This is a genomic window from Paraburkholderia sp. CI3 (assembly GCF_050436505.1).
Taxonomy (GTDB): Bacteria; Pseudomonadota; Gammaproteobacteria; order Burkholderiales; family Burkholderiaceae; genus Paraburkholderia; species Paraburkholderia tuberum.
This window is the reverse complement of sequence record NZ_JBNDMI010000004.1, coordinates 3628548-3651121: the sequence shown is the minus strand read 5'-3', so window position 1 is coordinate 3651121 and position 22574 is coordinate 3628548. Positions and strand designations below refer to the sequence as shown.

Annotated in this window: 22 protein-coding genes; 16 read left to right on the top strand and 6 right to left on the bottom strand. The window is 64.6% G+C overall.

Annotated features, from left to right (window positions below):
• Positions 1 to 6 precede the first annotated feature (6 nt).
• The 4 genes from OKW29_RS38240 to OKW29_RS38225 all read left to right on the top strand — a co-directional run bounded on the left by OKW29_RS38240 (position 7) and on the right by OKW29_RS38225 (position 2992).
• A complete protein-coding gene (locus OKW29_RS38240; protein ID WP_184034384.1) occupies positions 7 to 696 on the top strand; it encodes a MotA/TolQ/ExbB proton channel family protein in 690 nt (229 codons plus the stop codon).
• A 2-nt stretch (positions 697 to 698) separates the two neighbouring features.
• A complete protein-coding gene (locus tag OKW29_RS38235; RefSeq protein WP_090803146.1) occupies positions 699 to 1097 on the top strand; it encodes an ExbD/TolR family protein in 399 nt (132 codons plus the stop codon).
• 1 nt (position 1098) lies between these two features.
• Entirely contained in the window at positions 1099 to 1827 is a 729-nt protein-coding gene (locus OKW29_RS38230) for a TonB family protein (RefSeq protein ID WP_429294534.1), read from the top strand.
• Between the two features lie 100 nt (positions 1828 to 1927).
• On the top strand, positions 1928 to 2992 hold the full coding sequence (locus OKW29_RS38225) for a hypothetical protein (protein ID WP_429294533.1): 1065 nt from the start codon (positions 1928 to 1930) through the stop codon (positions 2990 to 2992).
• Between the two features lie 60 nt (positions 2993 to 3052).
• Here OKW29_RS38225 and OKW29_RS38220 read toward each other — a convergent pair whose 3' ends face one another.
• Positions 3053 to 3376 carry a hypothetical protein gene (locus OKW29_RS38220; RefSeq protein ID WP_429294532.1) on the bottom strand — a complete coding sequence of 108 codons (324 nt, stop codon included), beginning with the start codon at positions 3374 to 3376 and terminating at the stop codon, positions 3053 to 3055.
• A gap of 730 nt (positions 3377 to 4106) precedes the next feature.
• Between OKW29_RS38220 and OKW29_RS38215 the strand changes: the two genes are divergently transcribed.
• From OKW29_RS38215 to OKW29_RS38205, 3 genes are all read left to right on the top strand, one after another.
• On the top strand, positions 4107 to 4766 hold the full coding sequence (locus OKW29_RS38215) for a hypothetical protein (protein WP_429294531.1): 660 nt from the start codon (positions 4107 to 4109) through the stop codon (positions 4764 to 4766).
• A 235-nt stretch (positions 4767 to 5001) separates the two neighbouring features.
• Positions 5002 to 5376 (top strand): hypothetical protein, encoded by a 375-nt coding sequence (locus OKW29_RS38210; protein WP_429294530.1) that lies wholly within the window; start codon positions 5002 to 5004, stop codon positions 5374 to 5376.
• Between the two features lie 193 nt (positions 5377 to 5569).
• The gene (locus OKW29_RS38205) at positions 5570 to 6388 is read left to right on the top strand and encodes a mechanosensitive ion channel family protein (protein WP_184067338.1); all 819 of its coding nucleotides are present in this window, start codon (positions 5570 to 5572) and stop codon (positions 6386 to 6388) included.
• A 123-nt stretch (positions 6389 to 6511) separates the two neighbouring features.
• Here OKW29_RS38205 and OKW29_RS38200 read toward each other — a convergent pair whose 3' ends face one another.
• Complete coding sequence (locus OKW29_RS38200; RefSeq protein ID WP_176078921.1) at positions 6512 to 7183, bottom strand: VTT domain-containing protein; 672 nt, start codon at positions 7181 to 7183, stop codon at positions 6512 to 6514.
• A gap of 194 nt (positions 7184 to 7377) precedes the next feature.
• Here OKW29_RS38200 and mutL point away from each other — a divergent pair, with 194 nt between their 5' ends.
• Both mutL and miaA read left to right on the top strand, forming a co-directional pair.
• On the top strand, positions 7378 to 9483 hold the full coding sequence (mutL, locus tag OKW29_RS38195) for a DNA mismatch repair endonuclease MutL (protein WP_429294529.1): 2106 nt from the start codon (positions 7378 to 7380) through the stop codon (positions 9481 to 9483).
• 47 nt (positions 9484 to 9530) lie between these two features.
• The gene (gene miaA, locus OKW29_RS38190; protein WP_429294528.1) at positions 9531 to 10472 is read left to right on the top strand and encodes a tRNA (adenosine(37)-N6)-dimethylallyltransferase MiaA; all 942 of its coding nucleotides are present in this window, start codon (positions 9531 to 9533) and stop codon (positions 10470 to 10472) included.
• A 139-nt stretch (positions 10473 to 10611) separates the two neighbouring features.
• Here the strand turns inward: miaA and purM are convergent, their stop codons facing one another.
• Positions 10612 to 11679, bottom strand: coding sequence for a phosphoribosylformylglycinamidine cyclo-ligase (purM, locus tag OKW29_RS38185; RefSeq protein WP_090803131.1), 1068 nt, complete (start codon positions 11677 to 11679; stop codon positions 10612 to 10614).
• A gap of 40 nt (positions 11680 to 11719) precedes the next feature.
• On the opposite strand from purM, the gene OKW29_RS38180 reads away from it, so the two are divergent.
• The 7 genes from OKW29_RS38180 to panB all read left to right on the top strand — a co-directional run bounded on the left by OKW29_RS38180 (position 11720) and on the right by panB (position 17139).
• On the top strand, positions 11720 to 11881 hold the full coding sequence (locus tag OKW29_RS38180) for a hypothetical protein (RefSeq protein ID WP_429294527.1): 162 nt from the start codon (positions 11720 to 11722) through the stop codon (positions 11879 to 11881).
• A 74-nt stretch (positions 11882 to 11955) separates the two neighbouring features.
• The gene (gene hda / locus OKW29_RS38175) at positions 11956 to 12708 is read left to right on the top strand and encodes a DnaA regulatory inactivator Hda (protein WP_090803130.1); all 753 of its coding nucleotides are present in this window, start codon (positions 11956 to 11958) and stop codon (positions 12706 to 12708) included.
• Positions 12701 to 13387, top strand: coding sequence for an HAD family hydrolase (locus OKW29_RS38170; protein WP_429294526.1), 687 nt, complete (start codon positions 12701 to 12703; stop codon positions 13385 to 13387). The genes hda and OKW29_RS38170 overlap by 8 nt, the downstream gene beginning before the upstream one ends.
• Complete coding sequence (gene pcnB / locus OKW29_RS38165; protein WP_429294525.1) at positions 13384 to 15015, top strand: polynucleotide adenylyltransferase PcnB; 1632 nt, start codon at positions 13384 to 13386, stop codon at positions 15013 to 15015. The genes OKW29_RS38170 and pcnB overlap by 4 nt, the downstream gene beginning before the upstream one ends.
• 51 nt (positions 15016 to 15066) lie before the next feature.
• Positions 15067 to 15609: a 2-amino-4-hydroxy-6-hydroxymethyldihydropteridine diphosphokinase gene (gene folK / locus OKW29_RS38160; protein ID WP_090803125.1), complete on the top strand. Its 543-nt coding sequence runs from the start codon at positions 15067 to 15069 to the stop codon at positions 15607 to 15609.
• Entirely contained in the window at positions 15606 to 16286 is a 681-nt protein-coding gene (locus OKW29_RS38155) for a deoxynucleoside kinase (RefSeq protein WP_090803123.1), read from the top strand. Before folK ends, OKW29_RS38155 begins: the two co-directional genes overlap by 4 nt.
• Positions 16287 to 16323: 37 nt before the next feature.
• Entirely contained in the window at positions 16324 to 17139 is an 816-nt protein-coding gene (gene panB / locus OKW29_RS38150) for a 3-methyl-2-oxobutanoate hydroxymethyltransferase (protein WP_184034424.1), read from the top strand.
• A gap of 48 nt (positions 17140 to 17187) precedes the next feature.
• Here panB and pabB read toward each other — a convergent pair whose 3' ends face one another.
• The 3 genes from pabB to dnaK all read right to left on the bottom strand — a co-directional run bounded on the left by pabB (position 17188) and on the right by dnaK (position 22451).
• Positions 17188 to 19074 carry an aminodeoxychorismate synthase component I gene (gene pabB, locus OKW29_RS38145; protein ID WP_429294524.1) on the bottom strand — a complete coding sequence of 629 codons (1887 nt, stop codon included), beginning with the start codon at positions 19072 to 19074 and terminating at the stop codon, positions 17188 to 17190.
• A gap of 18 nt (positions 19075 to 19092) precedes the next feature.
• On the bottom strand, positions 19093 to 20232 hold the full coding sequence (gene dnaJ, locus OKW29_RS38140; RefSeq protein ID WP_018419484.1) for a molecular chaperone DnaJ: 1140 nt from the start codon (positions 20230 to 20232) through the stop codon (positions 19093 to 19095).
• Between the two features lie 269 nt (positions 20233 to 20501).
• Positions 20502 to 22451 carry a molecular chaperone DnaK gene (gene dnaK / locus OKW29_RS38135; protein WP_184067307.1) on the bottom strand — a complete coding sequence of 650 codons (1950 nt, stop codon included), beginning with the start codon at positions 22449 to 22451 and terminating at the stop codon, positions 20502 to 20504.
• Positions 22452 to 22574 lie beyond the last annotated feature (123 nt).

Genomic DNA, 22574 nt, shown 5'->3' with positions numbered 1-22574 from the left:
TCTTTCATGACTGTCGATAACCTGCTGCACCTCGCGAACAATTCCGGTGGCGTGTTGTATGTGATTGCCGCCATGCTGTTCGTTGCCCTGACGATCATCATCGAGCGCTCGTGGTTCCTGCAGCGCGCATCGAGCGGCAGCCGCGCGGTGCTCGACCAGGTCGACCGCCTCGAACAACTGAACGCCGCCTCGCTGACGGCATGCGCCGAACAGTTTCAGGCGCTGCCGATGGCGAGCCTGCTGAAGGTCGCCGGCCGGCTTGCCGGTCAGACGTCGCGCGATGAGCTCGATGCGTGTCTCGACGAAGCGATCATGCGCGAAGCACCGAATATCGACCGCTTCCTGTGGGTGCTCGACACGATCGTCACGCTCGCGCCGTTGCTCGGTCTGTTCGGCACGATCGTCGGTATGTTCAACGCGTTCCAGGTGCTGTCGAATCCGGGCAACGCACCGACCCAGGTCACGGGCGGCGTGGCCGAGGCACTGATCGCGACGGCGTCGGGTCTGTTCGTCGCGATGATCGGCCTCGTGTTCTTCAACGGCCTGCACAACCGCGTAAGAGGCGTCGTCCATCAGCTCGAAACCCTGAAGGCGGCGCTCGTGAACCGGCTTGCGGCCAGAACGCATGAGTCGCTCAAGCCGGTGCATGAAGTGCCGCGCCCGGTGGTCGGCAAATTCGCCTCGCAGGGAGTCTGACGATGAAGTATTTCGAGGCGCGAAAGGCGCGCATCGAGATCATCCCGATGATCGACATCATGTTCTTTCTACTGGTGTTCTTCATCATGATCACGCTGCACATGATCCCGAACGCGGGGCTGCGCTCGCAGCTGCCGTCGAGCGCCACGGCGCAAGCGCTGCCGCCGCCGCAGGTCACGGTAACGCTCGCGACCGACGGCAGTCTGTCGGTCGACGGCCGCACGCTGAGCCTTGCGCAATTGACCACCCTGCTCGCCGCCCGCACGGACGTCGCGCATACGGTCGTGACGATTGCCGGCTCGAAGCAGGCGCAGATCCAGCACCTCGTCTCGGTGATGGACGCGTGCCGCGCCGCGGGTGTATCGCAAATCGCGCTCGCCGCGCAGCCCGTGGCGAACTGATATGGCAACCGTACCCGCCTCCGGGATCGTGCAGGAACGAACGCGCCTATTGCCGGCCGCCGCCATCGCGCTCGTCGCGGAAGCGCTGGTGGTCGGCGCGACGATTGCGCTGCTCACGCATACGACCCGGGTGTCTTCCGTATCGCATGAAGCGCCGCCAACGCTGCTGACGCTGGCGGCACCGGCTCCCGCGCCGCAGCCGCCGCAGCCGCCTGCGAAGCCCGTGCCGCCTCCCGCGCGGCCGGTCGTACCCGTGCGCCATGCTGCGCACACGCCCGCGAAGCCCGTGACGGCCGCGGTGCCGAAGCGCGTGCCGACTCCGGTGCCGGTGCAGCCCGCGGCGACACCGACCGAGCCGCCATCCGCGCCCGCGCCGCAACCGCCAGCTCAGCCCGCGCGGCAACCGCCCGCACCCGCTGCGGCGCCGGTTGCAGCCGCGCCTACGGCAAGCTTCGAGGGTGCGCTGCGCGCGGCGATTCAGGCCGCGCTGCGCTATCCCGAGTCGGCCCGCATGGCTGGCATGACGGGCCGCACACGCGTCGCGTTCCGGTATCGCGACGGCGTCGTGTCCGACCTCAGCGTCGTGGTGTCGAGCGGTATCGGACTGTTGGACCGCGCAGCGCTCGCAGCCGTGCGCGACGCCGCTTATCCGAAACCCGAGTCCGCATTCGTGGGCAAAACGCTCTCGGAGCAATTGTGGGTCGACTTCAAACTCGACGACCACGAATGATGATCCGCTAACGCCCAACCGCACGAGGGACGTCATCCGCCCACCGGAATGGCGTCCCCCTTCCCAATCCATCCGCAGTACCAGTAAGAATCTACTCAACGTGAAACTGAAAAATATCCTGTCCGCCTTGATCGCCGGCGGCGTCGCTTCCCTGCTCGCGCTGTCGAACGTCCATGCGGCGACGGGCGCCAACGCCGATCAATTCGAAATCGCGAAACGCTATGGCCTCGAAGGCGGCGAGCGTTGGGATTACGTGGCGTACGACGCTGTTCGCCAGCACCTCTTCATCAGCCGCGACACGCACGTGCAGGTGATCGATACGCGCACCGGCAAACCGGTCGGCGAGATCGCCAACACCGACGGCGTGCACGGCTTCGCGTTCGTGGAGGACCTCAAGCTCGGCTTCGTCACCAACGGCCGCGCCAATACGGTGAGCGTCGTCGATCTCGACACACTCAAGGTCGTCGACAGCATCAAGGCCGCGGGCCCCGACCCGGACGGCATCCTCTACGTGCCGGCCTTGCGGCGCGTCTTCGTGAGCAATGGCCACGACGGCAGCGTCAGCGCAATCGACGTCGCGACGCGCAAGGTGGTCGCCACGATGAGCGTGGGCGGCAAGCCGGAGGCGCTCGCGGCGGACAGCCACGGGCACGTGTTCGTCAATGTGGAAGATCGCGCCGAGATCGTCGAGATGGACGGTCGGTCCGCGACGGTGCTGGCGCATTGGCCACTCGCACGGTGCGAGTCGCCGACCGGACTCGCGATCGATCCGGCGAGCGAGCGCCTGTTTTCGGTTTGCGCCAATCACCGCATGATGATCGTCGATACGACGTCGGGCCGTCGCGTGGCCGAGGTGCTGATAGGGGGTCACCCCGACGCGGCGGCTTTCGATCCGGCCTTGAAGCTCGCGTTCAGTTCGAACGGCGCGGACGGCACGCTGACGATCGTGCATGAAGACGATGCGGACCATTACACGGTCGCGCAGAACATGCCAACGCTGGAAGGCGCGAAAACGATGGCGCTCGATGAACAGCAGCACCGGATCTATCTGGTGTCGTCGAAGTTCGGCGCGGCCGACCCGGCCACGGCTGCCAATTCTCATCCGCGCGCGACGGTCATCCCCGGTACGTTCGAAGTGCTCGAGGCGCAGCTCAAGGCACGCTGACGCGCGGCATCGACGCACGGCCGCCCGTTGATCGCGGCGGCGCGTCAAACATTGGTTCGCCTAGATGAGGCCGTGCGCGACGCCGCTCGGCGCCGCCCAGCGCTCGCTGTCGTTCGACACGCCGAAATCGGCGGCCCGTAGTGAAACGGTGGCCGAGCAGGCCGTCGCACGCTTTGCGCTGGCGCGCGCGAGGATGCGTTGCTCGTGCACATAGAAGAATTCGAGTTGGCGCGCGTCGGACGCTTTTCGTTGGAGCTCGAACACATCCTCGAGCACGCGCCGCGACACATGAAAACGCTGAAGTCCGCGGCCAAGCCGGATCTGAAAGACAACACCGTCGCTGTTGTGCGGCACCGCTGCCCAGATAAGCGGAATGCTACTCATGGAGCCCCCGTAACTGGATCTTCATGTCAGGAACATTGACGATTTCATCGTCGCACGGATAAACGCACGGCGCGACTTGTCAAAATTAAACAAGGTTGATTTGTCGTTTTCACCACAGTGGCAGGTGTTGCGACGCGACGCCCCAGCGAATCCTTACTCGACAGCAGTCCGTCGCTTGCGCCGCGCGGTCGTTCGTCGGGTACGATGCAATGCGGCCCGATTTAATTTGCCACGCTTCTCGCTGACTTTTCGGTGGCCGGCATGCAGAAGAATCATTCGCTTTTGCGGCGGGAATCCACACGCAAGGAATATGCGTTGGCTCGTTTGCGTCTTGCCACGAGCCGCCTTATGCGCGCTCAGTCAGAAGCTGAAAAGACACTCGCCACCTGCTGGATGAAGGCGTGGGCAAGCGTCATCGGCGATGCGCAGTTCCCTAAGCTTCCTTACCGACCGGCCACACCCAAAGCGAGGCGGCGCTCCTCGCCAAGGCCCCGCGATTGACATCTGCCGTCGCTCGAACTGAATCGCGACGCGGCGACATCGTCGCGCACTCCGACCCCATTCATTTGACCGTATGGTTCGCCACCTCACAGACCGTCTACGCCCTCTGCTCGCATGATCGCTTCACGACGCCTTAGAGCGTTCGCGACAAAGAGAGCAACAAAGAAGAAACGACAAAACGGCGAGCGCGTCCCGCAACGATCGGGCTGCCCGCCGCTCAGGGGCACCCATGAAAGCTGGAAAGGTAATCTGGGTAGTGGCCTTGCCGTGTCTGATCGAAACGTCGCATGCGCAGGAGGTCTATCTGCAAGGCGGCACGCTGGGCATCGGGGTTGGCGCGGCGTGGAGCGTCACGTCGTGGTTCGGCGTGCACGCGGACTTCAACGCGATCAATTTGTCGCACAACTTCGAGGTTGGCGGCAATCGCTACGAAGACGGCATACGGCTGCGTCAGGGCGGTCTATACGGCGATTTCTTTCCGTGGGCCGGCACCGGCTTTCGCGTGACAGCGGGCCTGCGTCTGACCGACAACGAAGTCAGCGGCAACTCGGTTCCGACCAACGGCATGTACGTATTCGAGGGCAAAGCCTCACCGGCCTTTCCTGGCGAGTACGCGACGGCGACCGCCCGATACCCAACCGCGATGCCCTACCTTGGCATCGGCTATGGCTTGCACCCGAGAGCCAATGGCTGGGGGCTCGTGGTGGATCTCGGTGTCGCCTACGGCATTCCGAAATCCTCGTACACACTGTCGCCGGCGCTGTCGCAGGCCGCGGGACCGGAGATGAGTCAGCAGATCATCAACACCGGATTGCAGCAACTGCGCGATAAGGCCTCGCCTTATCGATGGTATCCGACGTTGCAGCTCGGCATTTCTTATCGCTTCTGAGGCGCAGCGCACGGAAACCGTCGCAGTACTATAAATTTGCGAAGGACTTTTCACATTCCGATTGCATAAAAAAACAAACGAAAGAAAGAGCGATACGACCTTCGCTTTGTCTGGTTATTTATCGAGATGAAAAGATATGCAATGATCGCCGCCGAATCAGCGGAGCATGTCTGAACCTTGCGCGAGCATACGTTCCGGCAACCCCACGGCCCATTGCTTTTTCATTGAACCGATAATGACCACCTTTCTGTTCGATCTGCTGTCGAACCTCGCCTTGTTCGCCATCGTATCGATGGCCTGTCGACTGTATAACCGGTTCGGGTCGGGTGCCGCGCTGAGCGGCCCTGCGATTTTCATCGTGATCGCGCTGGCCGCGTGCGTGCTCGACGGCTTGTTGACGTTTGTCGTGTTCGCCGACGCGCAGAACCGCTATGGACAATTCGCCCTGCCGACGTCGTTTCTTCAGCGTGCTGGCGCGTATGCGCTCGCGATCGTGATCGCGTTCACGTGGCATCGGATATCGAGGCGCCGGCGCGGCGTGAAAAGCGACCCGGACAACGCGGTTGTCATCCAGACGTCACCGTACTCCGAATCGCGGCTGCGCATGTGAGCCCGGCACGCCCCGACCGGCTTTTCACGTACGCCCCGCCATGTTTCATCGCTATATTGCCGCCGCGAGCAGGGCAGGAACGGTCCTTGCGCATGCGGGCGCCGTCGGCTATAACTCCCGAAGACCGCGCGTTGTGGGTCATGGCACCACCGTCGTTCAATCCGTTGATGGCAACCTATAACGAGGAAACATCTTGGATATCGAAACCGTACGTGCATTCATCATGACCCGTGGCATCGACATCGGCACCAAGGTCATCGGCGCAATCGTGCTGTGGCTCGTCGGCCGCTGGATCATCGGGCTGATCTCCAACCTGTCGCGCAAGCTGCTCGCACGCAACGGCCGGGTCGACCCGACACTCGCCCACTACCTCGCGTCGATTCTCGCCGGGTTGCTGAACCTGCTGCTCGTCCTCGCGATCCTGGAAATCTTCGGTGTGCAGACGACGTCGTTCGCCGCGTTGCTCGCCGGCCTCGGCCTCGCGATCGGTACTGCGTGGGGCGGCCTGCTCGCGCATTTCGCGGCCGGCGTGTTCATGCAGGTGCTGCGGCCGTTCAAGGTCGGCGATTTCGTCATGGCCGCGGGCGTCACCGGCACCGTCACGGAGTTGGGCCTGTTCGGCACCACGATCGTGACGCCGGACAACGTGACGACCATCATCGGCAACAACAAGATCTTCTCCGACACGATCTCGAACTACAGCGTGCTGCCGTTCCGGCGCGTCGAGCTGACCGCGAAGATCGCCAATGGCGTCGATCCGACCGATGCGATCGCGCGTTTGAAAGCCGCCGTCGCGAAGATTCCGAACGTGGCCGAGAACCCCGCGCCGGATATCGAGGTCTTGAGCTTCACGCCGGAAGGACCGCTGCTGTGCGTGCGCCCTTACTCGTCCAACCAGAACTACTGGCAGGTCTACTTCGACACCAATCGCGCGATCGTTCAGACCTTCAAGGAAGCCGGCTATCCGACGCCGGAAACGCCACTCGCACCGCGAGCGATCACGCGCGATTGATCTGATCGAACCTCCGCGCGCACCCGACAAGGGTCGTCGGCATGGCGGCATGAAAAAAGGCGTCGCGAGATTCGCGACGCCTTTCGTGTTTTCAAGGCCCGAAATACCGCAAACAACTCGTCATCAACGCGTACTCGCGTTCGCGCCATTCTTGCGCAGCATCTTCCACAGCGCGCCGAGCACGATCGGTACGATCGCCGCGCCGATACCGACCAGCACGATCACGTTCAGATACTGACGGATGAACGGGATGTTGCCGAAGAAATAACCGAGCAGTGTCAGCAGCAGCACCCACAACAGCGCGCCGACGACGTTGAACATCTGGAAGCGGCTCCACGTCATCGACGACGCGCCCGCGACGAACGGCGCAAACGTCCGCACGACAGGGATGAAACGCGCGAGCACGATCGTCTTGCCGCCGTGTTTCTCATAGAAGTTGTGCGTCTTCTGCAGCGCGGCGCGATCGAGAAAGCGCTCGAGCACCGGAATGTGCGTATTGAACACGCGCGGTCCGATCGCGCGGCCGATCAGATAGTTGGTCGTATTGCCCGAGACCGCCGCCACCAGCAGCAACAGGATCAGCAGTCCGAGATGCATCTGCCCGGTCGCGCAGAACGCGCCGCCGATGAACAGCAGCGAATCGCCCGGCAGAAACGGCAGCACCACGAGCCCCGTTTCAGCGAACACGATCGCGAACAGCACCGCGTAGACCCAAGCGCCGTAGACCTGAATGAAGTCTCCGAGAAACTTGTCGATGTGCAGGACAAGATTGGCGAAATGTAGCAACGTATCCAAGGGACGTCCTTTTAAACCAGTGTATGCGTAGAGGGAAAACGGCCACCGCGCGACCCAGCAACAGGGGCAGCAAGCGGCGGGCCGACCGCTGCGAATTGACCGCGACATGATACCGAAAGTGCCTCGGGTCGAATGAAAATCTGCTGGTTGGGCGTCTGCGCGGGCGGCGTGCGCCGAGTCGCTATAATTTCGCCATGTCCGAATTCTCCGAAACGCCTGCGGGCACCGCGGCCGCGGCCGCACCTTCCGACGCCTCCCGCGCGGCGCCCGTGCCGCGTCCGTTGCGCGCCATCCAGCCGCTCCCCGATCAATTGATCAGCCAGATCGCCGCAGGCGAAGTGGTCGAGCGGCCGGCGTCGGTAGTCAAGGAGCTGCTCGAGAATGCGCTCGACGCGGGCGCGCAGACGCTGCGCATCCTGCTCGACGAAGGCGGCGTCAAACGCATCTCGATCACCGACGACGGCTGCGGCATCCCCGAGAACGAACTCGTGCTCGCCCTGACGCGCCATGCGACCAGCAAGATCCGCTCGCTTGCCGAGCTCGAAGCGGTCGCGACGCTCGGGTTCCGAGGCGAAGCGCTGGCGTCGATTGCGTCGGTCGCGCAGATGAGCATCACGAGCCGCACCGCAGATGTGCCGCACGCGGTGCGCATCGACGCGGAAACCGGCGTGCTGAGTCCCGCCGCCGGCACCCAGGGCACGACGATCGAAGTCCGCGAGCTGTACTTCAACACCCCGGCACGCCGCAAATTCCTGAAAAGCGAACAGACCGAACTCGGCCACTGTCTTGAACAGATCCGCCGCGCCGCGCTCGCGCGGCCGGACGTCGCGATCTCGGTGCTGCACAACGGCAAGGCCGTCGAGCACTGGAACGCGAGCGAGCCGCCCGCGCGGGTTGCGAAGATTCTCGGCGAGACGTTCGCGACCGCCCATCTGCCGCTCGGCGAATCCGCCGGTCCGCTTGCGATCTACGGCTGCGCCGGTCTGCCGACCGCGAGCCGCGGTCGCGCCGATCAACAGTATTTCTTCGTCAACGGCCGCTTCGTGCGTGACAAGCTGCTCACGCACGCGGTGCGCGCCGCGTATGAAGACGTGCTGCACGGTGAGCGTTATCCGTCGTACGTGCTGTTCCTCGATCTGCCGCCCGAAGGCGTCGACGTGAACGTACATCCGTCGAAAATCGAGGTGCGTTTCCGCGATTCGCGCTCGATCCACCAGTTCGTGTTCCATGCGGTGCAGCGCGCGCTCGCTCGGCACGCGGGCGCGTCGCCTGAAACGACGGCGGGCGGGCATGCGGCGCACCTGGAACCGTCGGCCGGTGCACCGGCTTCATCTGGCTCGACGCCGCCGGGTGTCACGAGCGGCGTAGCCGACGGCATTGGCGCGGGCGCCGGTCTTTCGAGCGGCGCGGGCTTCGGCGCGGGAAGCCGCGGCGGCCTTGGCGGCGGCAGCGGCTTCAGCAGCTTCGGCGCCCCGGGCGCCTCGCAGCCTGGCAATACGTGGATGCGCCAGGCACGCATGACGCAAGGCACGCTGCCGGTCGCGCAACCGCTCGCCGGTTACGACGCGCTGTTCGGCCGCAAGGATCCGCTTGCCGGCCGGGTCGAAGGCGCGTCGCTGTTCGAAGCGCGCGACTCCGCAACCGACACGACGTCGCCATACGACGCAGCGCCGTTCGCGCCGCGCCCGGCTTCCCCCGCATTCGACGCCACCGACGACCAGCCGCTCGGCTTCGCGCTAGGCCAGATCCACGGCATCTACGTGCTCGCGCAGAACCGCCAAGGGCTCGTAATCGTCGACATGCATGCGGCACACGAGCGCATCCTGTACGAGCAGTTCAAGAGCGCGCTCGCCGACCGCGCGATCGCCGTGCAGCCGCTGCTGATCCCGCAGACGATGCACGCCGATCCGGTCGAAATCGGCACGGTCGAGGAAGAGCGCGATACGCTCGATGCGCTCGGCTTCGACCTCGCGGTGCTGTCGCCGACCACGCTCGCGATCCGCGCGGTCCCCGCTTTGCTGAAGGACGCCGACCTGCAAGCGCTTGCGCGCGCGGTGCTGTCCGACCTGCATGCATTCGGCGGCTCGCGCGTGCTGACCGAGCGTCAGCACGAACTGCTCGGCACGCTCGCGTGCCATCACGCGGTGCGCGCGAACCGGCGTCTGACGCTCGACGAAATGAACGCGCTGTTGCGCCAGATGGAAGCGACCGAGCGCGCCGATCAGTGCAACCACGGGCGTCCGACCTGGTATCAGCTGACGCTGGCCGATCTCGATCGGCTGTTCATGCGCGGGCAGTAACGACGCTGCGTTTCGATCACACCGTTGCGCCGCGCGCCCGCTTGCCCATGACGTCACACCCTACCCCCATCCCGTGCCTGCTCGGCCCGACCGCGTCCGGCAAGACCGCCGCCGCGCTCGCGCTCGCCGCGCGGCGGCCGGTCGAAATCATCAGCGTCGACTCGGCGCTCGTCTATCGCGAGATGGACATCGGCACCGCGAAGCCGACCGCGGAAGAACGCGCGGTCGCGCCGCATCATCTGATCGATATCGTCGATCCGGCCGACTCGTACTCGGCCGCGCAGTTTCGCGCCGATACGCTGCGGCTCGTCGGAGAAATTCATGCGCGCGGGCGGCTGCCGCTGCTGGTCGGCGGCACGATGCTTTACTACAAGGCGCTCACGCAGGGCCTCAACGACCTGCCCGCCGCCGATGCCGAAGTACGCGCGAGGCTCGACGCCGACGCCGCCCGCGACGGCTGGCCGGCGCTTCACGCGCGGCTCGCCGCGCTCGATCCGGTCACGGCCGCGCGTCTCGCGCCGAACGATTCGCAGCGCATCCAGCGCGCGCTGGAAGTGTTCATGCTGACCGGCCAGCCCATGTCGACGCTGCTCGCCGCGCCCGCGCGCACCGACCACGCCGCATCGGCAAGCTTCGTGCCGGTCGCGCTGGAGCCGTCCGAGCGTGGCGTGCTGCACGCGCGCATCGAGCAGCGCTTCGATTCGATGCTCGCGCACGGTTTCGTCGATGAAGTGGTGAAGCTGCGCGCGCGCGGCGACCTGCTGCCCGAGATGCCGTCGATGCGCTGCGTCGGGTATCGGCAGGTGTGGGAATACCTCGATGGCGCGGTCGACTATCGGACCATGCGCGACAAGGGCGTCTTCGCGACGCGGCAACTCTGCAAGCGGCAGCTCACGTGGCTGCGCAGCATGCCGGAAAGACAGGTGGTGGATTGCTGCGATCCGCACGCGACGGCGCGGGTGGTGGAGTTGATCGAAACGCTGGTTTGAGGCGCCGATCAGCGTTGGGGGAATCGGAGGGACGTAAAGCGGGAATTTGAAGCGGGAATTTGAAGCGGGAAATGTGAAGAAGGATTCGAAGCCCGCGCGGCGCACCATTGCGGCACGCCACGCGAGCCCGCGTCAATCTTTAGACCACGACCGTCTGCGCTTCACCCGCTGCGCTTTCACGGACCGTGCCGATCTTCCAGACCTGCTCGCCCGCCGCGGACAGCAGACCGATCGCCGCTTCGGCATCCGCGGCCGACACGATCACCGCCATACCGATACCGCAGTTGAACACGCGGTGCATTTCCGCATCGGCGACGCCGCCGTGCTTCTGCAGCCACGAGAACAGCGGCGGCAGCGGCCACGCGCGATGGTCGAGCTCGGCCGTCAGGCCTTCGCGCAGCACGCGCGGAATGTTCTCGACCAGGCCGCCGCCCGTGATGTGCGCCATACCCTTGACCTCGATCTGCTGCATCAGCGCGAGCAGCGGCTTCACGTAGATGCGCGTCGGCGCCATCAGCGCGTCGGCGAGCGTGCGGCCGTCGAAGTCCGCGTTCAGATCGGGATTGGCACGCTCGATGATCTTGCGCACGAGCGAAAAGCCGTTCGAATGGATGCCGCTCGACGCGAGCCCGAGCACCACGTCGCCCGACGCGATCTTGCTGCCGTCGATGATCTTGCTCTTTTCCACCGCGCCGACCGCGAAACCAGCCAGGTCGTATTCGCCGTCCGGGTACATGCCCGGCATTTCCGCGGTTTCGCCGCCGATCAACGCGCAGCCCGACAGCTCGCAGCCGTGCGCAATGCCCTTCACGACGGTCGCCGCCGTGCCGACGTCGAGCTTGCCGCAGGCGAAATAGTCGAGGAAGAAGAGCGGCTCGGCGCCCTGCACGAGGATGTCGTTGACGCTCATTGCGACCAGATCCTGGCCGACCGTGTCGTGCTTGTTCAGCTGGAACGCGAGACGCAGCTTGGTGCCGACGCCGTCGGTACCGGACACGAGCACCGGTTCCTTGTACTTCTTCGGCACTTCGAACAACGCGCCGAATCCACCGATGCCGCCCAGCACGCCGTCGCGCAGGGTCTTCTTGGCAAAGGGCTTGATGGCGTCGACGAGGGCGTCACCCGCATCGATGTCCACGCCGGCGTCGCGATACGACAAACCTTGGGCCGAATCGGTTGAATGCTCGGCGGATTTCGGTTGATTCATGGGGAAAAGCTCGAAGGTCGGTAAAATGCGATTTTACCCGATGCTGGTCGCCTGGCTGGAATTCACGCGTTCCGACGATATCCTGGAAACGACATTGCAACACGACACCCCGATTCCGGCGCAGCCGACCCGCGCAATTGCGCCAGCCGTGCTTCGCGACGCGCGGCCTCACGACCCGGCGAGCACGCTTCACGACAACTGAGCGCCTGGCAACCTTCCAGGCCCCGAGGTCCGGGTCACTCGCGGCCTGAGCCTCATTTTCGGCATTAACCTACTGTGCTTCGTCAACTGACGCTCGATCTCGGCACCCCGCCGCCATCGACATTCGACAATTTCTTCGCCGGCGCGAACGCCGAGCTGGTCACGCGCCTGCGTGAGCTCGACGACGCGCTCGCCTCCGGACCGGTCGCCGATCGCACCTTCTACATCTGGGGCGAAGCCGGCAGCGGCCGCACGCACCTGCTGCAGGCGCTCGTGCACGAAGCGCCGCCGGGGCATGCGCGCTTCGCCGGGCCGCAAAGCAGCCTCGCCGCCTTCGGCTTCGATCCGCGCGTCGCGCTCTATGCAATCGACGACTGCGACGCGCTGTCGGCCGCGCAGCAGATCGCCGTGTTCAACCTGTTCAACGAAGTGCGCGCTCATCCGACCAGCGCGCTCGTCGCCGCGGGCAACGCGGCGCCGATCGGCATGACGGTGCGCGAAGATTTGCGCACGCGCCTCGGCTGGGGACTGGTGTTTCACCTTGCGCCGTTGCCCGACGACGCGAAGGCCGCGGTGTTGAAACGCGCGGCGCGCGAGCGCGGCATCATGCTCGCCGACGACGTGCCGGCCTACCTGCTCACGCACTTTCGCCGCGACATGCCGAGCCTGATGGCGCTGCTCGACGCACTCGACCGCTTCTCGCTCGAACAGAAACGCGCGGTCACGCTGCCGCTGTTGCGCACGATGCTCGCGTCGCCCGACCCCGCCGCCGCGCCGGGTTCACACGCCGCTCTTCCCGCTTCAAGTAAAATAGGCGCCCATGGCTAACCTTGCACTCTTCGATCTCGACCACACGCTCATTCCCACCGACAGCGACCACGAATGGGGCCGCTTCATGGTGAAAAAAGGCATGGTCGACGCCGAAAATTTCGCCCGTGAAAACGATCGCTTTTACGCCGACTACAAGGCCGGCAAGCTCGACATTCACGCTTATCTGATCGCCATGCTGACGCCGCTCGCGAAGTACACGCGCGCGCAGCTCGCTGACTTTCACGCGCAGTACATGCACGAGGTCATCACGCCGGCCATCCAGCCGGTGGCGCTCGAACTCGTGAAACAGCATCGTGAAGCGGGCGACCTGTGCTGCGTCGTCACCGCGACCAACGAGTTCATCACGCGGCCGATCGCGCAGGCGTTCGGCGTCGACACGCTGATCGCGTGCGAGGCGGAGACCGTCGGCGGGGAGCCGCACGGCGCCTACACCGGTCGCCCCACCGGCACGCCGAGCTACAAGGAAGGCAAGATCGTGCGCACCGAAATGTGGCTCGCGTCGCTCGGCAAGAGCTGGAGCGACTTCGAGCACAGCTATTTCTATAGCGATTCGCACAACGACATCCCGCTGCTCGAAAAAGTCACCGATCCCATCGCGACCAATCCGGACGACACGTTGCGCGCCCATGCGCAGGCCAAAGGCTGGCGCGTCCTCGAACTCTTCCAACCCTCGTGATCAAGAAACTCATCCGCAAGCTATTCGGCCAGGACACGGCGACCGCTGACGACACGCTCTCCGCCGCCGCCAGCGTCGACGGCAATGCCAATGGCAAGCCGCCGGCGCGCGGCAAGTCCGTATCCGGCACGACCGTATCCGGCACGACCGCTTCCGGCACGGCCGCGCGGCCGCGCCGCAAGTCCGCAGGTGCCGCTGCTGCCGCGCAAGCGCCGCGCGAGCCGGACGTACCCGTCATCATTCCGCACGACGTGCACGGCATCGACCCCACGCTGATCTCGCGCAATGCGATCCGCGTGACCGAGGGCCTGCAACAGGCGGGCTTCCGTGCGTTCATCGTCGGCGGCGCGGTGCGCGACCTGCTGCTCGGCGTCAAGCCGAAAGACTTCGACGTCGCGACCGACGCGACTCCCGAACAGGTGCAGAAGCTGTTCCGCCGCGCGCGCATCATCGGCCGGCGCTTCCAGATCGTGCACGTGCAGTTCGGCCAGGAAATCATCGAAACCTCGACGTTCCGCGCGCTGGTCGATCCGCCCGCGGCCGACGCGCCGCCGCCGAAGCGTCTGAAGCGCGACGAGCTCGACCGCCGCACCCACGCGGTCGATGCGAGCGGCCGCGTGCTGCGCGACAACGTGTGGGGCGAGCAGCACGAGGACGCCACGCGCCGCGACTTCACGATCAACGCGATGTACTACGATCCGGCCACACAAACCGTACTGGACTACCACAACGGCATGGCCGATATGCGCGCGCGCCTGTTGCGCATGATCGGCGACCCGGCCACGCGCTATCGCGAGGATCCGGTGCGCATGCTGCGCGTCGTGCGCTTCGCCGCCAAGCTCGACTTCGACATCGACGACGCCACACGCGCGCCGATCGAGAAGATGGCCGATCTGATCAACAACGTGCCCGCCGCGCGTCTGTTCGACGAAATGCTGAAGCTGATGCTGTCGGGTCACGCGCTCGCGTGCCTGACGCGGCTGCGCCAGGAAGGCCTGCATCACGGGCTGTTGCCGCTGCTCGACGTCGTGCTCGAGCAGCCGACCGGCGAGAAATTCATTTCTCTGGCACTCTCTAACACAGATGCACGCGTGCTCGCCGGCAAGCCGGTGTCGCCGGGCTTCCTGTTCGCGACGCTGTTGTGGCACGACGTGCAGCAGCGCTGGCAGAAGTTCGAGGCCGAAGACGAGTATCCGGTGCCTGCGCTGCATCGCGCGATGGACGAAGTGCTCGACATGCAGACCGAAAAGCTCGCGATCCACAAGCGCTTCTCGGCCGACATGCGCGAGATCTGGGGCCTGCAGCTGCGCCTCGAAAAACGCTCGGGGCGCAGCGCGCTGAAGCTGCTCGAACACCAAAGATTTAGAGCGGGGTATGATTTCCTCCTGTTGCGCTGCGCATCGGGCGAACTCGACGAGTCGGTCGGCGCGTGGTGGACGGAGTTCATCGAAGGAGACGTCGCCGCGCGCGAGACATTGCTCACGCAAGGCGGGAAGGACCGGAGCCCAAGAAAACGACGGCGGCGCGGTGGCGCCAGAAGCCGCAAATCAGGTGACGGAGTGGAGGGCGGCTCGTCCGCCGAACGCACGGACAACGACGCGGGCCTCGAAGGCTCGCACGAAGACTGACGCGGCGTTCGCGGAAAAGCCGTCAAAACGATAGCTGCAGGAAGTTATGCCATGACGGTTGCTTATCTCGGCCTCGGCGCGAATCTCGGGGACGCGCGCCAGACCCTGAAAGACGCGGTGGTGTGCCTCGCACAACAGCACACCATCACCGTGCTCGCCAAATCGAGCCTGTATCGTACTGCCCCGATCGACGCGGGCGGCGACGACTATTTCAACTGCGTCGTGAAGCTGGAAACGACGCTCCCCGTGCGGCATCTGCTCGCGCTGTGCCACAAGATCGAGCATCAGTTCGGCCGTGAGCGGCCGTTCCGCAATGCGCCGCGCACGCTCGATCTCGACATCCTGCTGTATGGCGATCAATCGATCGACGAAGCCGATCTGATCGTGCCGCACCCACGCCTCGTCGAGCGCGCGTTTGCGCTGGTGCCGCTCGTCGAGATCGACGCGGCGATCGTCATTCCGCTGCATGGCCGGGCCGCCGCGCTGCTCGACAGCGTGAGCGATCAGCGCATCGAGAAAGTAAAGTCGCCCTGCCAGTGCCCGATGCTCAATGCGCTGACCGGCAATTCCGCCGAAAAAGGCCGTTGCGAATGAGTTCGCCGCCGCTCACGGTCACCGCGCCGCAGCTGCGCCCGCCGTTCGGCTATATCGCGATCGAAGGGCCGATCGGCGTCGGCAAAACCTCACTCGCGCGGCGCCTCGCGCAACGCTGGTCCATGCACGAACTGTTCGAACGCTCGCAAGACAATCCGTTTCTTGAACGCTTCTATCGCGACACCACGCGCTATGCGCTACCGGTGCAGTTGCACTTCGCACTGCAACGCGCGCAGCAGGCGCAGGAAGTCAGCGCCGCGCAGGCGAGCGGCACGCCGTTGATCGCCGACTTCATCACGCAGCGAAACGACATCTTCGCGCGTCTGACCTTGCAGGAAGACGAGTGGCAGTTGTACCGCGCGCTTGCCGTGCGGCTCGACGTCAGCGCGCCGGAGCCGGACTTCGTCGTTTATCTGCAGGCGAGCCCAGAGGTGCTGTTCGCGCGCATCCAGAAGCGCGCGGTGCCGATGGAGCTGCAGATTTCCGATGCCTATCTGCGCGCGCTGTGCGACGCGTACAACGAATTCTTCTACCACTACGACCGCACGCCCGTGCTGACGGTCAACGCCGAACACCTGAATCCGCTCGACTCCGACGCGGACCTTGCGCTGCTCGCCGAACGCATCGAGACGATGCGCGGCCGCAAGGAATTCTTTGTCAAAGCCACGTCGCTGTAAGCGGCGCGGCTAGTTCATTTTTTTCACTGGATTGACCATGACTTATTTGCAGGAAGCGAGCCGGAGCGCGATCACCGTGCCGAAACTGCAGGCAATGCGCGACGCTGGCGAAAAGATCGCCATGCTCACCTGTTACGACGCGAGCTTCGCCGCGCTGCTCGATCGCGCGGGCGTCGACGTGCTGCTGATCGGCGACTCGCTCGGCAACGTCCTGCAAGGCCAGGCGACCACGCTGCCGGTGTCGCTTGCCGACATCGCGTATCACACGGCGAGCGTCGCGCGCGCGCGGCCGTCGGCGCTGATCGTCGCGGACCTGCCGTTCGGCACCTACGGCACGCGCGAAGACGCATTCAGGAGCTCGGTCGAACTGATGCGCGCGGGCGCGCAGATGGTCAAGCTCGAAGGTGGCGAATGGCTCGCCGACACGGTGCGGTTTCTGGTCGAGCGCTCGATTCCGGTGTGCGCGCATGTGGGTCTCACGCCGCAGTCGGTGCATGCGTTCGGCGGCTTCAAGGTGCAGGCCAAGACCGAAGCGGGCGCGAGCCAGCTGCTGCGCGATTCGCTCGCCGTGCAGGAAGCCGGCGCGCAATTGATCGTGATGGAAGCGATCCCGTCGCAACTCGCGGGCGAGGTCACGCAGCAGCTGCGCATTCCGACGATTGGTATCGGCGCGGGCCTCGGCTGCTCGGGTCAGGTGCTGGTGCTGCACGACATGCTCGGGATTTTTCCTGGCAAGCGACCGCGCTTCGTGAAGGATTTCATGCAGGGGCAGCCAAATATTCAGGCGGCCGTCGAGGCGTATGTGCGGGCGGTAAAGGACGGCACGTTTCCCGGCGCCGAGCACACGTTCTGATGCTTCATTGCCGCGCGAGCGCGCGGCATTCCCGTATTTTTCAGTGCTTTAACCAACAAGCCGTGCCGGCACCGCGCCGCGCAACGCGTTGCACACGAGCAGCGCTTCGGCGTTCAGCACATCCGCCCGCGTCAGCACTTTTTCACCTGCCCGCAAGCCCGACGCGTCGTCGAGCAACACGCTTCGCAATACACCCGGCAGCACGCCTGACGCGAGCGGCGGCGTCCACCATTGTCCCGCGAGCTTCACGAACACGTTCGACCTGCCGCCTTCGGTCAGTTCGCCCCGTTCGTTGAAAAACAGCGTATCGAAGGCGCCCTTCGCTTCGGCTTCGCGCCAGCCGCGGTCGTAGTCTGCCCGGCGCGTGGTCTTGTGGCGCAGCAGCGGATCGGCGGCGTGGGTCGGCGCGAACTGAGCTTCGGGGCCGAGCAGAACACCAACGATCGCATCCGCCAACGGCGCAAGTATCGCGGCCGAGATCTGGGTCACCCCGCTCTTGCTCAAAGCAAGCCGCATTCGATGCGGCATCTGCGCCGGGAGCGTGGCGCACCGCGCTGAAATCTCCCCACGAATGCGCGCTTCGTCGAACCCGAAGCCAAGCGTCGCGGCGCTCGACGACAAGCGCCGCAGATGCCGCTCGACGTGCCGCACGCCGTCTTCCCGCGTCGCGTACATCGTTTCGAACAGTTCGAAACCCGGCTCGGCGCCCATCAGAAAACGTGCTTTCAATCGACACTCCTCGTGCTCGTCGGCGGCCACGCTGTCGAGCACGATGCCCGCGCCGATGCCCATGCTGCCGCGCAGACCGTTCGTGCCACCGTCTGACGCCGATGACGCAGTCAACGTCAACGTGCGAATCGCGACCGACATGCAAAAGTCGCCGCAATCGTGATCATCGCCCGGCGCATCGAGCCAGCCGATCGCGCCGGTATAGAGCCCGCGCGGCGTGCTTTCCAGTTCGTCGATCAACTGCATCGTGCGATGCTTCGGCGCACCGGTAATCGAGCCGCAGGGAAACAGCGCGCGCAGGATCGTCGCGAACGAGGTGCCATCGAGCAACGTCGCCTCGACAGTCGACGTCATCTGCCACACCGACGCATACGGCTCGACCGAAAACAACGCCGGCACGCTGACCGAGCCGATCCGCGCGACTCGCGACAGATCGTTGCGCAACAGATCGACGATCATGACGTTCTCGGCGCGGTTCTTCGGATCGGTCGCGAGGAACTCGGCGTTACCCCGGTCGACGGCAGGATCTTGCGAGCGCGGCGCCGTGCCCTTCATCGGCCGCGCGCGCAACGTCGGGCCGTGCTTTTCGACGAATAGTTCGGGCGAACACGACAGCACCCACGCATCGTCCGGCAACGCGATCAGCGCGCCGAACGACACGGGCTGGCGCGCGCGCAACCGCCGATAGAACGCGAGCGGCGAGCCGAACACGTCGAAGCCGAGGCGGTACGTGTAGTTGACCTGATAGGAATCGCCCGCGCGCAGGGCGGCGTGAATCGCGTCGATCGCCGCGTCGAACTCGGCGCGATCGACGCTCTCGCGCACGTTCGCGGTGCCCGCGACCGACGGCTCGAGAGCGCCGTTGTCCCGCGCCGTCAGCCACGCGTCGACCTCGTCGCGCGAAAGCTTCGCACAACGTTCGAACAATAAAAAACGCAGCGTGGCATTGCCACGCTGCGTTCCAGAAGACCGGCGCGCATCGAAACCCATCAGCGCGCGGCCAAATTCATAATCGGCGAGCACAACAGCGTGCAAACCGCTCCGGGTATCCGCCGCGACGCTGTCGCACACGGCTTCGAGCTGCGCCGCCTCCGTGCAGACCCGCTCGCGCACGAAACCCGTGTACAAGCGGCTCGACGGAAGCGCCGCCGTTGCACCGCAATCGTCGAGCAGCGCGAACGCCGCGCCGCGACTGACCACCGTCATACTGACCGCCGAATCAAATCAATCGAAAAAGCTCTTTACGCGATCGAACCAGCTCTTGCTTTGCGGACTATGCCGCGAACCGCCTTCCACGAGCGCCTTTTCGAACTGCTTGAGCAGATCGCGCTGCGCTTCGGTGAGCTTGACCGGCGTTTCAACCTGCACGTGTACGTACAGATCGCCGGCGATGCTCGAACGCAGCCCCTTGATGCCCTTGCCGCGCAAACGGAACGTCTTGCCGGACTGCGTGCCTTCCGGCACCGTGAAGCTGGCGCGACCGGCGAGCGTCGGCACCTCGATATCGCCGCCGAGCGCCGCGGTAGTGAACGGGATCGGCATCTGGCAATGCAGATCGTCGCCGTCACGCTCGAACACCGAGTGCTGCTTGATATGAATCTCGACGTACAGATCGCCCGACGGACCGCCGTTGATGCCCGGTTCGCCGTTGCCGGCCGAGCGGATGCGCATGCCGTCGTCGATACCGGCCGGGATCTTCACTTCGAGCGTCTTGGTTTCCTTCACCTTACCCGCGCCGTGGCAGTGATTGCACGGCTCGGGGATGTAGGTACCGGTGCCGTGGCACTTCGGGCAAGTCTGCTGGATGCTGAAGAAGCCCTGCGACATGCGCACCGAACCCGAGCCGCTACAGGTCGGGCAGGTTTCCGGCTTGGTGCCCGGCTTCGCGCCCGAGCCATGGCAGACTTCGCACGAAACCCAGCTCGGCACGCGAATCTGCGTGTCGTAGCCGTGTGCGGCCTGCTCGAGCGTGATTTCCATGCTGTAGCGCAGATCGGCGCCGCGATACACCTGCGGGCCCGCGCGGCCGCCTCCGCGTGCGCCGCCGCCGGCCGCCTGGCCGAAGATGTCGCCGAAGATGTCGCCGAATGCATCGGCAAAGCCGCCGAAACCTTGCGCGCCGGCCCCACCCATGTTCGGATCGACGCCCGCGTGACCGTACTGATCGTACGCGGCGCGCTTTTGCGAATCCGACAGCATTTCATAGGCTTCCTTCACTTCCTTGAAATGCTCTTCCGCATCCTTGTGACCCGGATTGCGGTCGGGGTGGTGCTTCATCGCGAGCTTGCGATAAGCCTTCTTGATTTCGTCGTCGCTCGCGTTCTTTGCGACGCCCAGAACCTCGTAGTAATCCCGTTTCGCCATATCGGTTCAACGCCGCCGCGCAAAGCGACGCGGTAGCTCCTTGTGAATGCTGTGGAGTCTCACGACTCGTCCGGCCGCTGTCTGCGCCGCGCCAGGGCACGGTTCAAAACAACGCCCTCCATAAAACGAACGTGCCCGGAGAGCCCCAAAAAGGCTCGCCAGGCGCGAAAACCGCTCTTGCACTTTGGGCGCCCCGGGGGCGCCGTTCTCGTGCAGCCGGGCCGCGCACATTGCTGTGCACGGCTTTACGGTCGGATGCCGACCTGGCTTTAGTCTTTCTTCACTTCCTTGAAGTCAGCGTCGACCACATCGTCGGCCTGCTGGCTCGCACCCGCCGATGCACCGGCACCGCCCGCCGCGCCCGCCGCCGCTTCGGCACCTTGCGCAGCCTGCATGTCGGCGTACATCTTCTCGCCCATCTTCTGCGAGGCCGTGGCCACCGCTTCGATCTTCGCTTCGATCGCGGCTTTGTCGCTCGAGTTGCTCTTCAGCGCGTCTTCGAGGTCCTTCAACGCGGCTTCGATCTTGTCCTTCTCGCCAGCTTCGAGCTTGTCGCCGTACTCGGTCAGCGCCTTCTTCGTGCTGTGGACGAGGGCGTCACCCTGGTTGCGGGCGTCGGCCAGCTCACGCAGCTTGTGATCTTCTTCCGCGTTCGCTTCGGCGTCCTTCACCATCTTCTCGATTTCGGCTTCGGACAGACCCGAGTTCGCCTTGATCGTGATGCGGTTCTCCTTGCCGGTCGCCTTGTCCTTCGCGCCGACGTGCAGAATGCCGTTCGCGTCGATGTCGAAGCTCACTTCGATCTGCGGCACGCCGCGCGGTGCCGGCGGAATGCCTTCGAGGTTGAACTCGCCGAGCAGCTTGTTGCCCGCTGCCATTTCGCGTTCGCCCTGGAACACCTTGATCGTCACGGCGCCTTGATTATCATCAGCCGTCGAGTAGACCTGCGCGTGCTTGGTCGGGATCGTCGTGTTCTTGTTGATCATCTTCGTCATCACGCCGCCGAGCGTTTCGATGCCGAGCGACAACGGGGTCACGTCGAGCAGCAGCACGTCCTTGCGGTCGCCCGACAGAACCTGGCCCTGGATCGCGGCACCAACGGCCACGGCTTCGTCCGGGTTCACGTCACGGCGCGGATCCTTGCCGAAGAACTCCTTCACCTTTTCCTGCACCTTCGGCATACGGGTCATACCGCCGACCAGGATCACGTCGTCGACTTCGCCGACCTTCACGCCCGCATCCTTGATCGCGACGCGGCACGGCTCGATGGTGCGTTCGATCAGGTCTTCGACCAGCGCTTCCAGCTTGGCGCGCGTGATCTTCAGGTTCAGGTGCTTCGGACCCGATGCGTCCGCCGTGATGTACGGCAGGTTGATTTCGGTCTGCTGGCTCGACGACAGTTCGATCTTCGCCTTTTCAGCCGATTCCTTCAGGCGCTGCAGCGCGAGCACGTCTTTCGACAGATCGACGCCCTGCTCCTTCTTGAACTCGCCGATGATGTAGTCGATGATGCGCTGGTCGAAGTCTTCGCCGCCGAGGAACGTATCGCCGTTCGTGGACAGCACTTCGAACTGCATTTCACCGTCGACGTCCGCGATTTCGATGATCGACACGTCGAACGTACCGCCGCCCAGGTCGTACACCGCGATCTTGCGATCGCCCTTTTCGGCCTTGTCCAGACCGAACGCGAGAGCCGCGGCGGTCGGTTCGTTGATGATCCGCTTGACTTCCAGACCGGCGATGCGGCCGGCGTCCTTGGTTGCCTGACGCTGGCTGTCGTTGAAGTACGCCGGCACCGTGATCACGGCTTCCGTGACGGTCTCGCCAAGGTAGTCCTCAGCGGTCTTCTTCATCTTGCGCAGGACTTCGGCGGAGATTTGCGGCGGCGCGAGCTTCTGGTCGCGCACTTCGACCCATGCGTCACCGTTATCGGCCTTGATGATCTTGTAGGGCATCAGGCCGATGTCCTTCTGCACTTCCTTCTCTTCGAAGCGGCGGCCGATCAGGCGCTTGACCGCGAACAGCGTGTTCTTCGGGTTCGTGACCGACTGACGCTTGGCCGGCGCGCCGACCAGGATCTCGCTGTCATCCATGTAAGCGATGATCGACGGCGTGGTGCGCGCGCCTTCCGAATTCTCGATGACCTTGACCGAGTTGCCTTCCATGATCGCCACGCACGAGTTGGTCGTGCCGAGGTCGATACCGATGATTTTGCCCATTTTTACAAATCTCCTGACTTTGATCGCTGCGGAAAGCGCCCGGTTGACCCATCTGGCGGCGGGACGATCCGCTCTCAATTCATACCTGCACTCAAAATAAGTGCGGCCACATCGTTTTCAAGA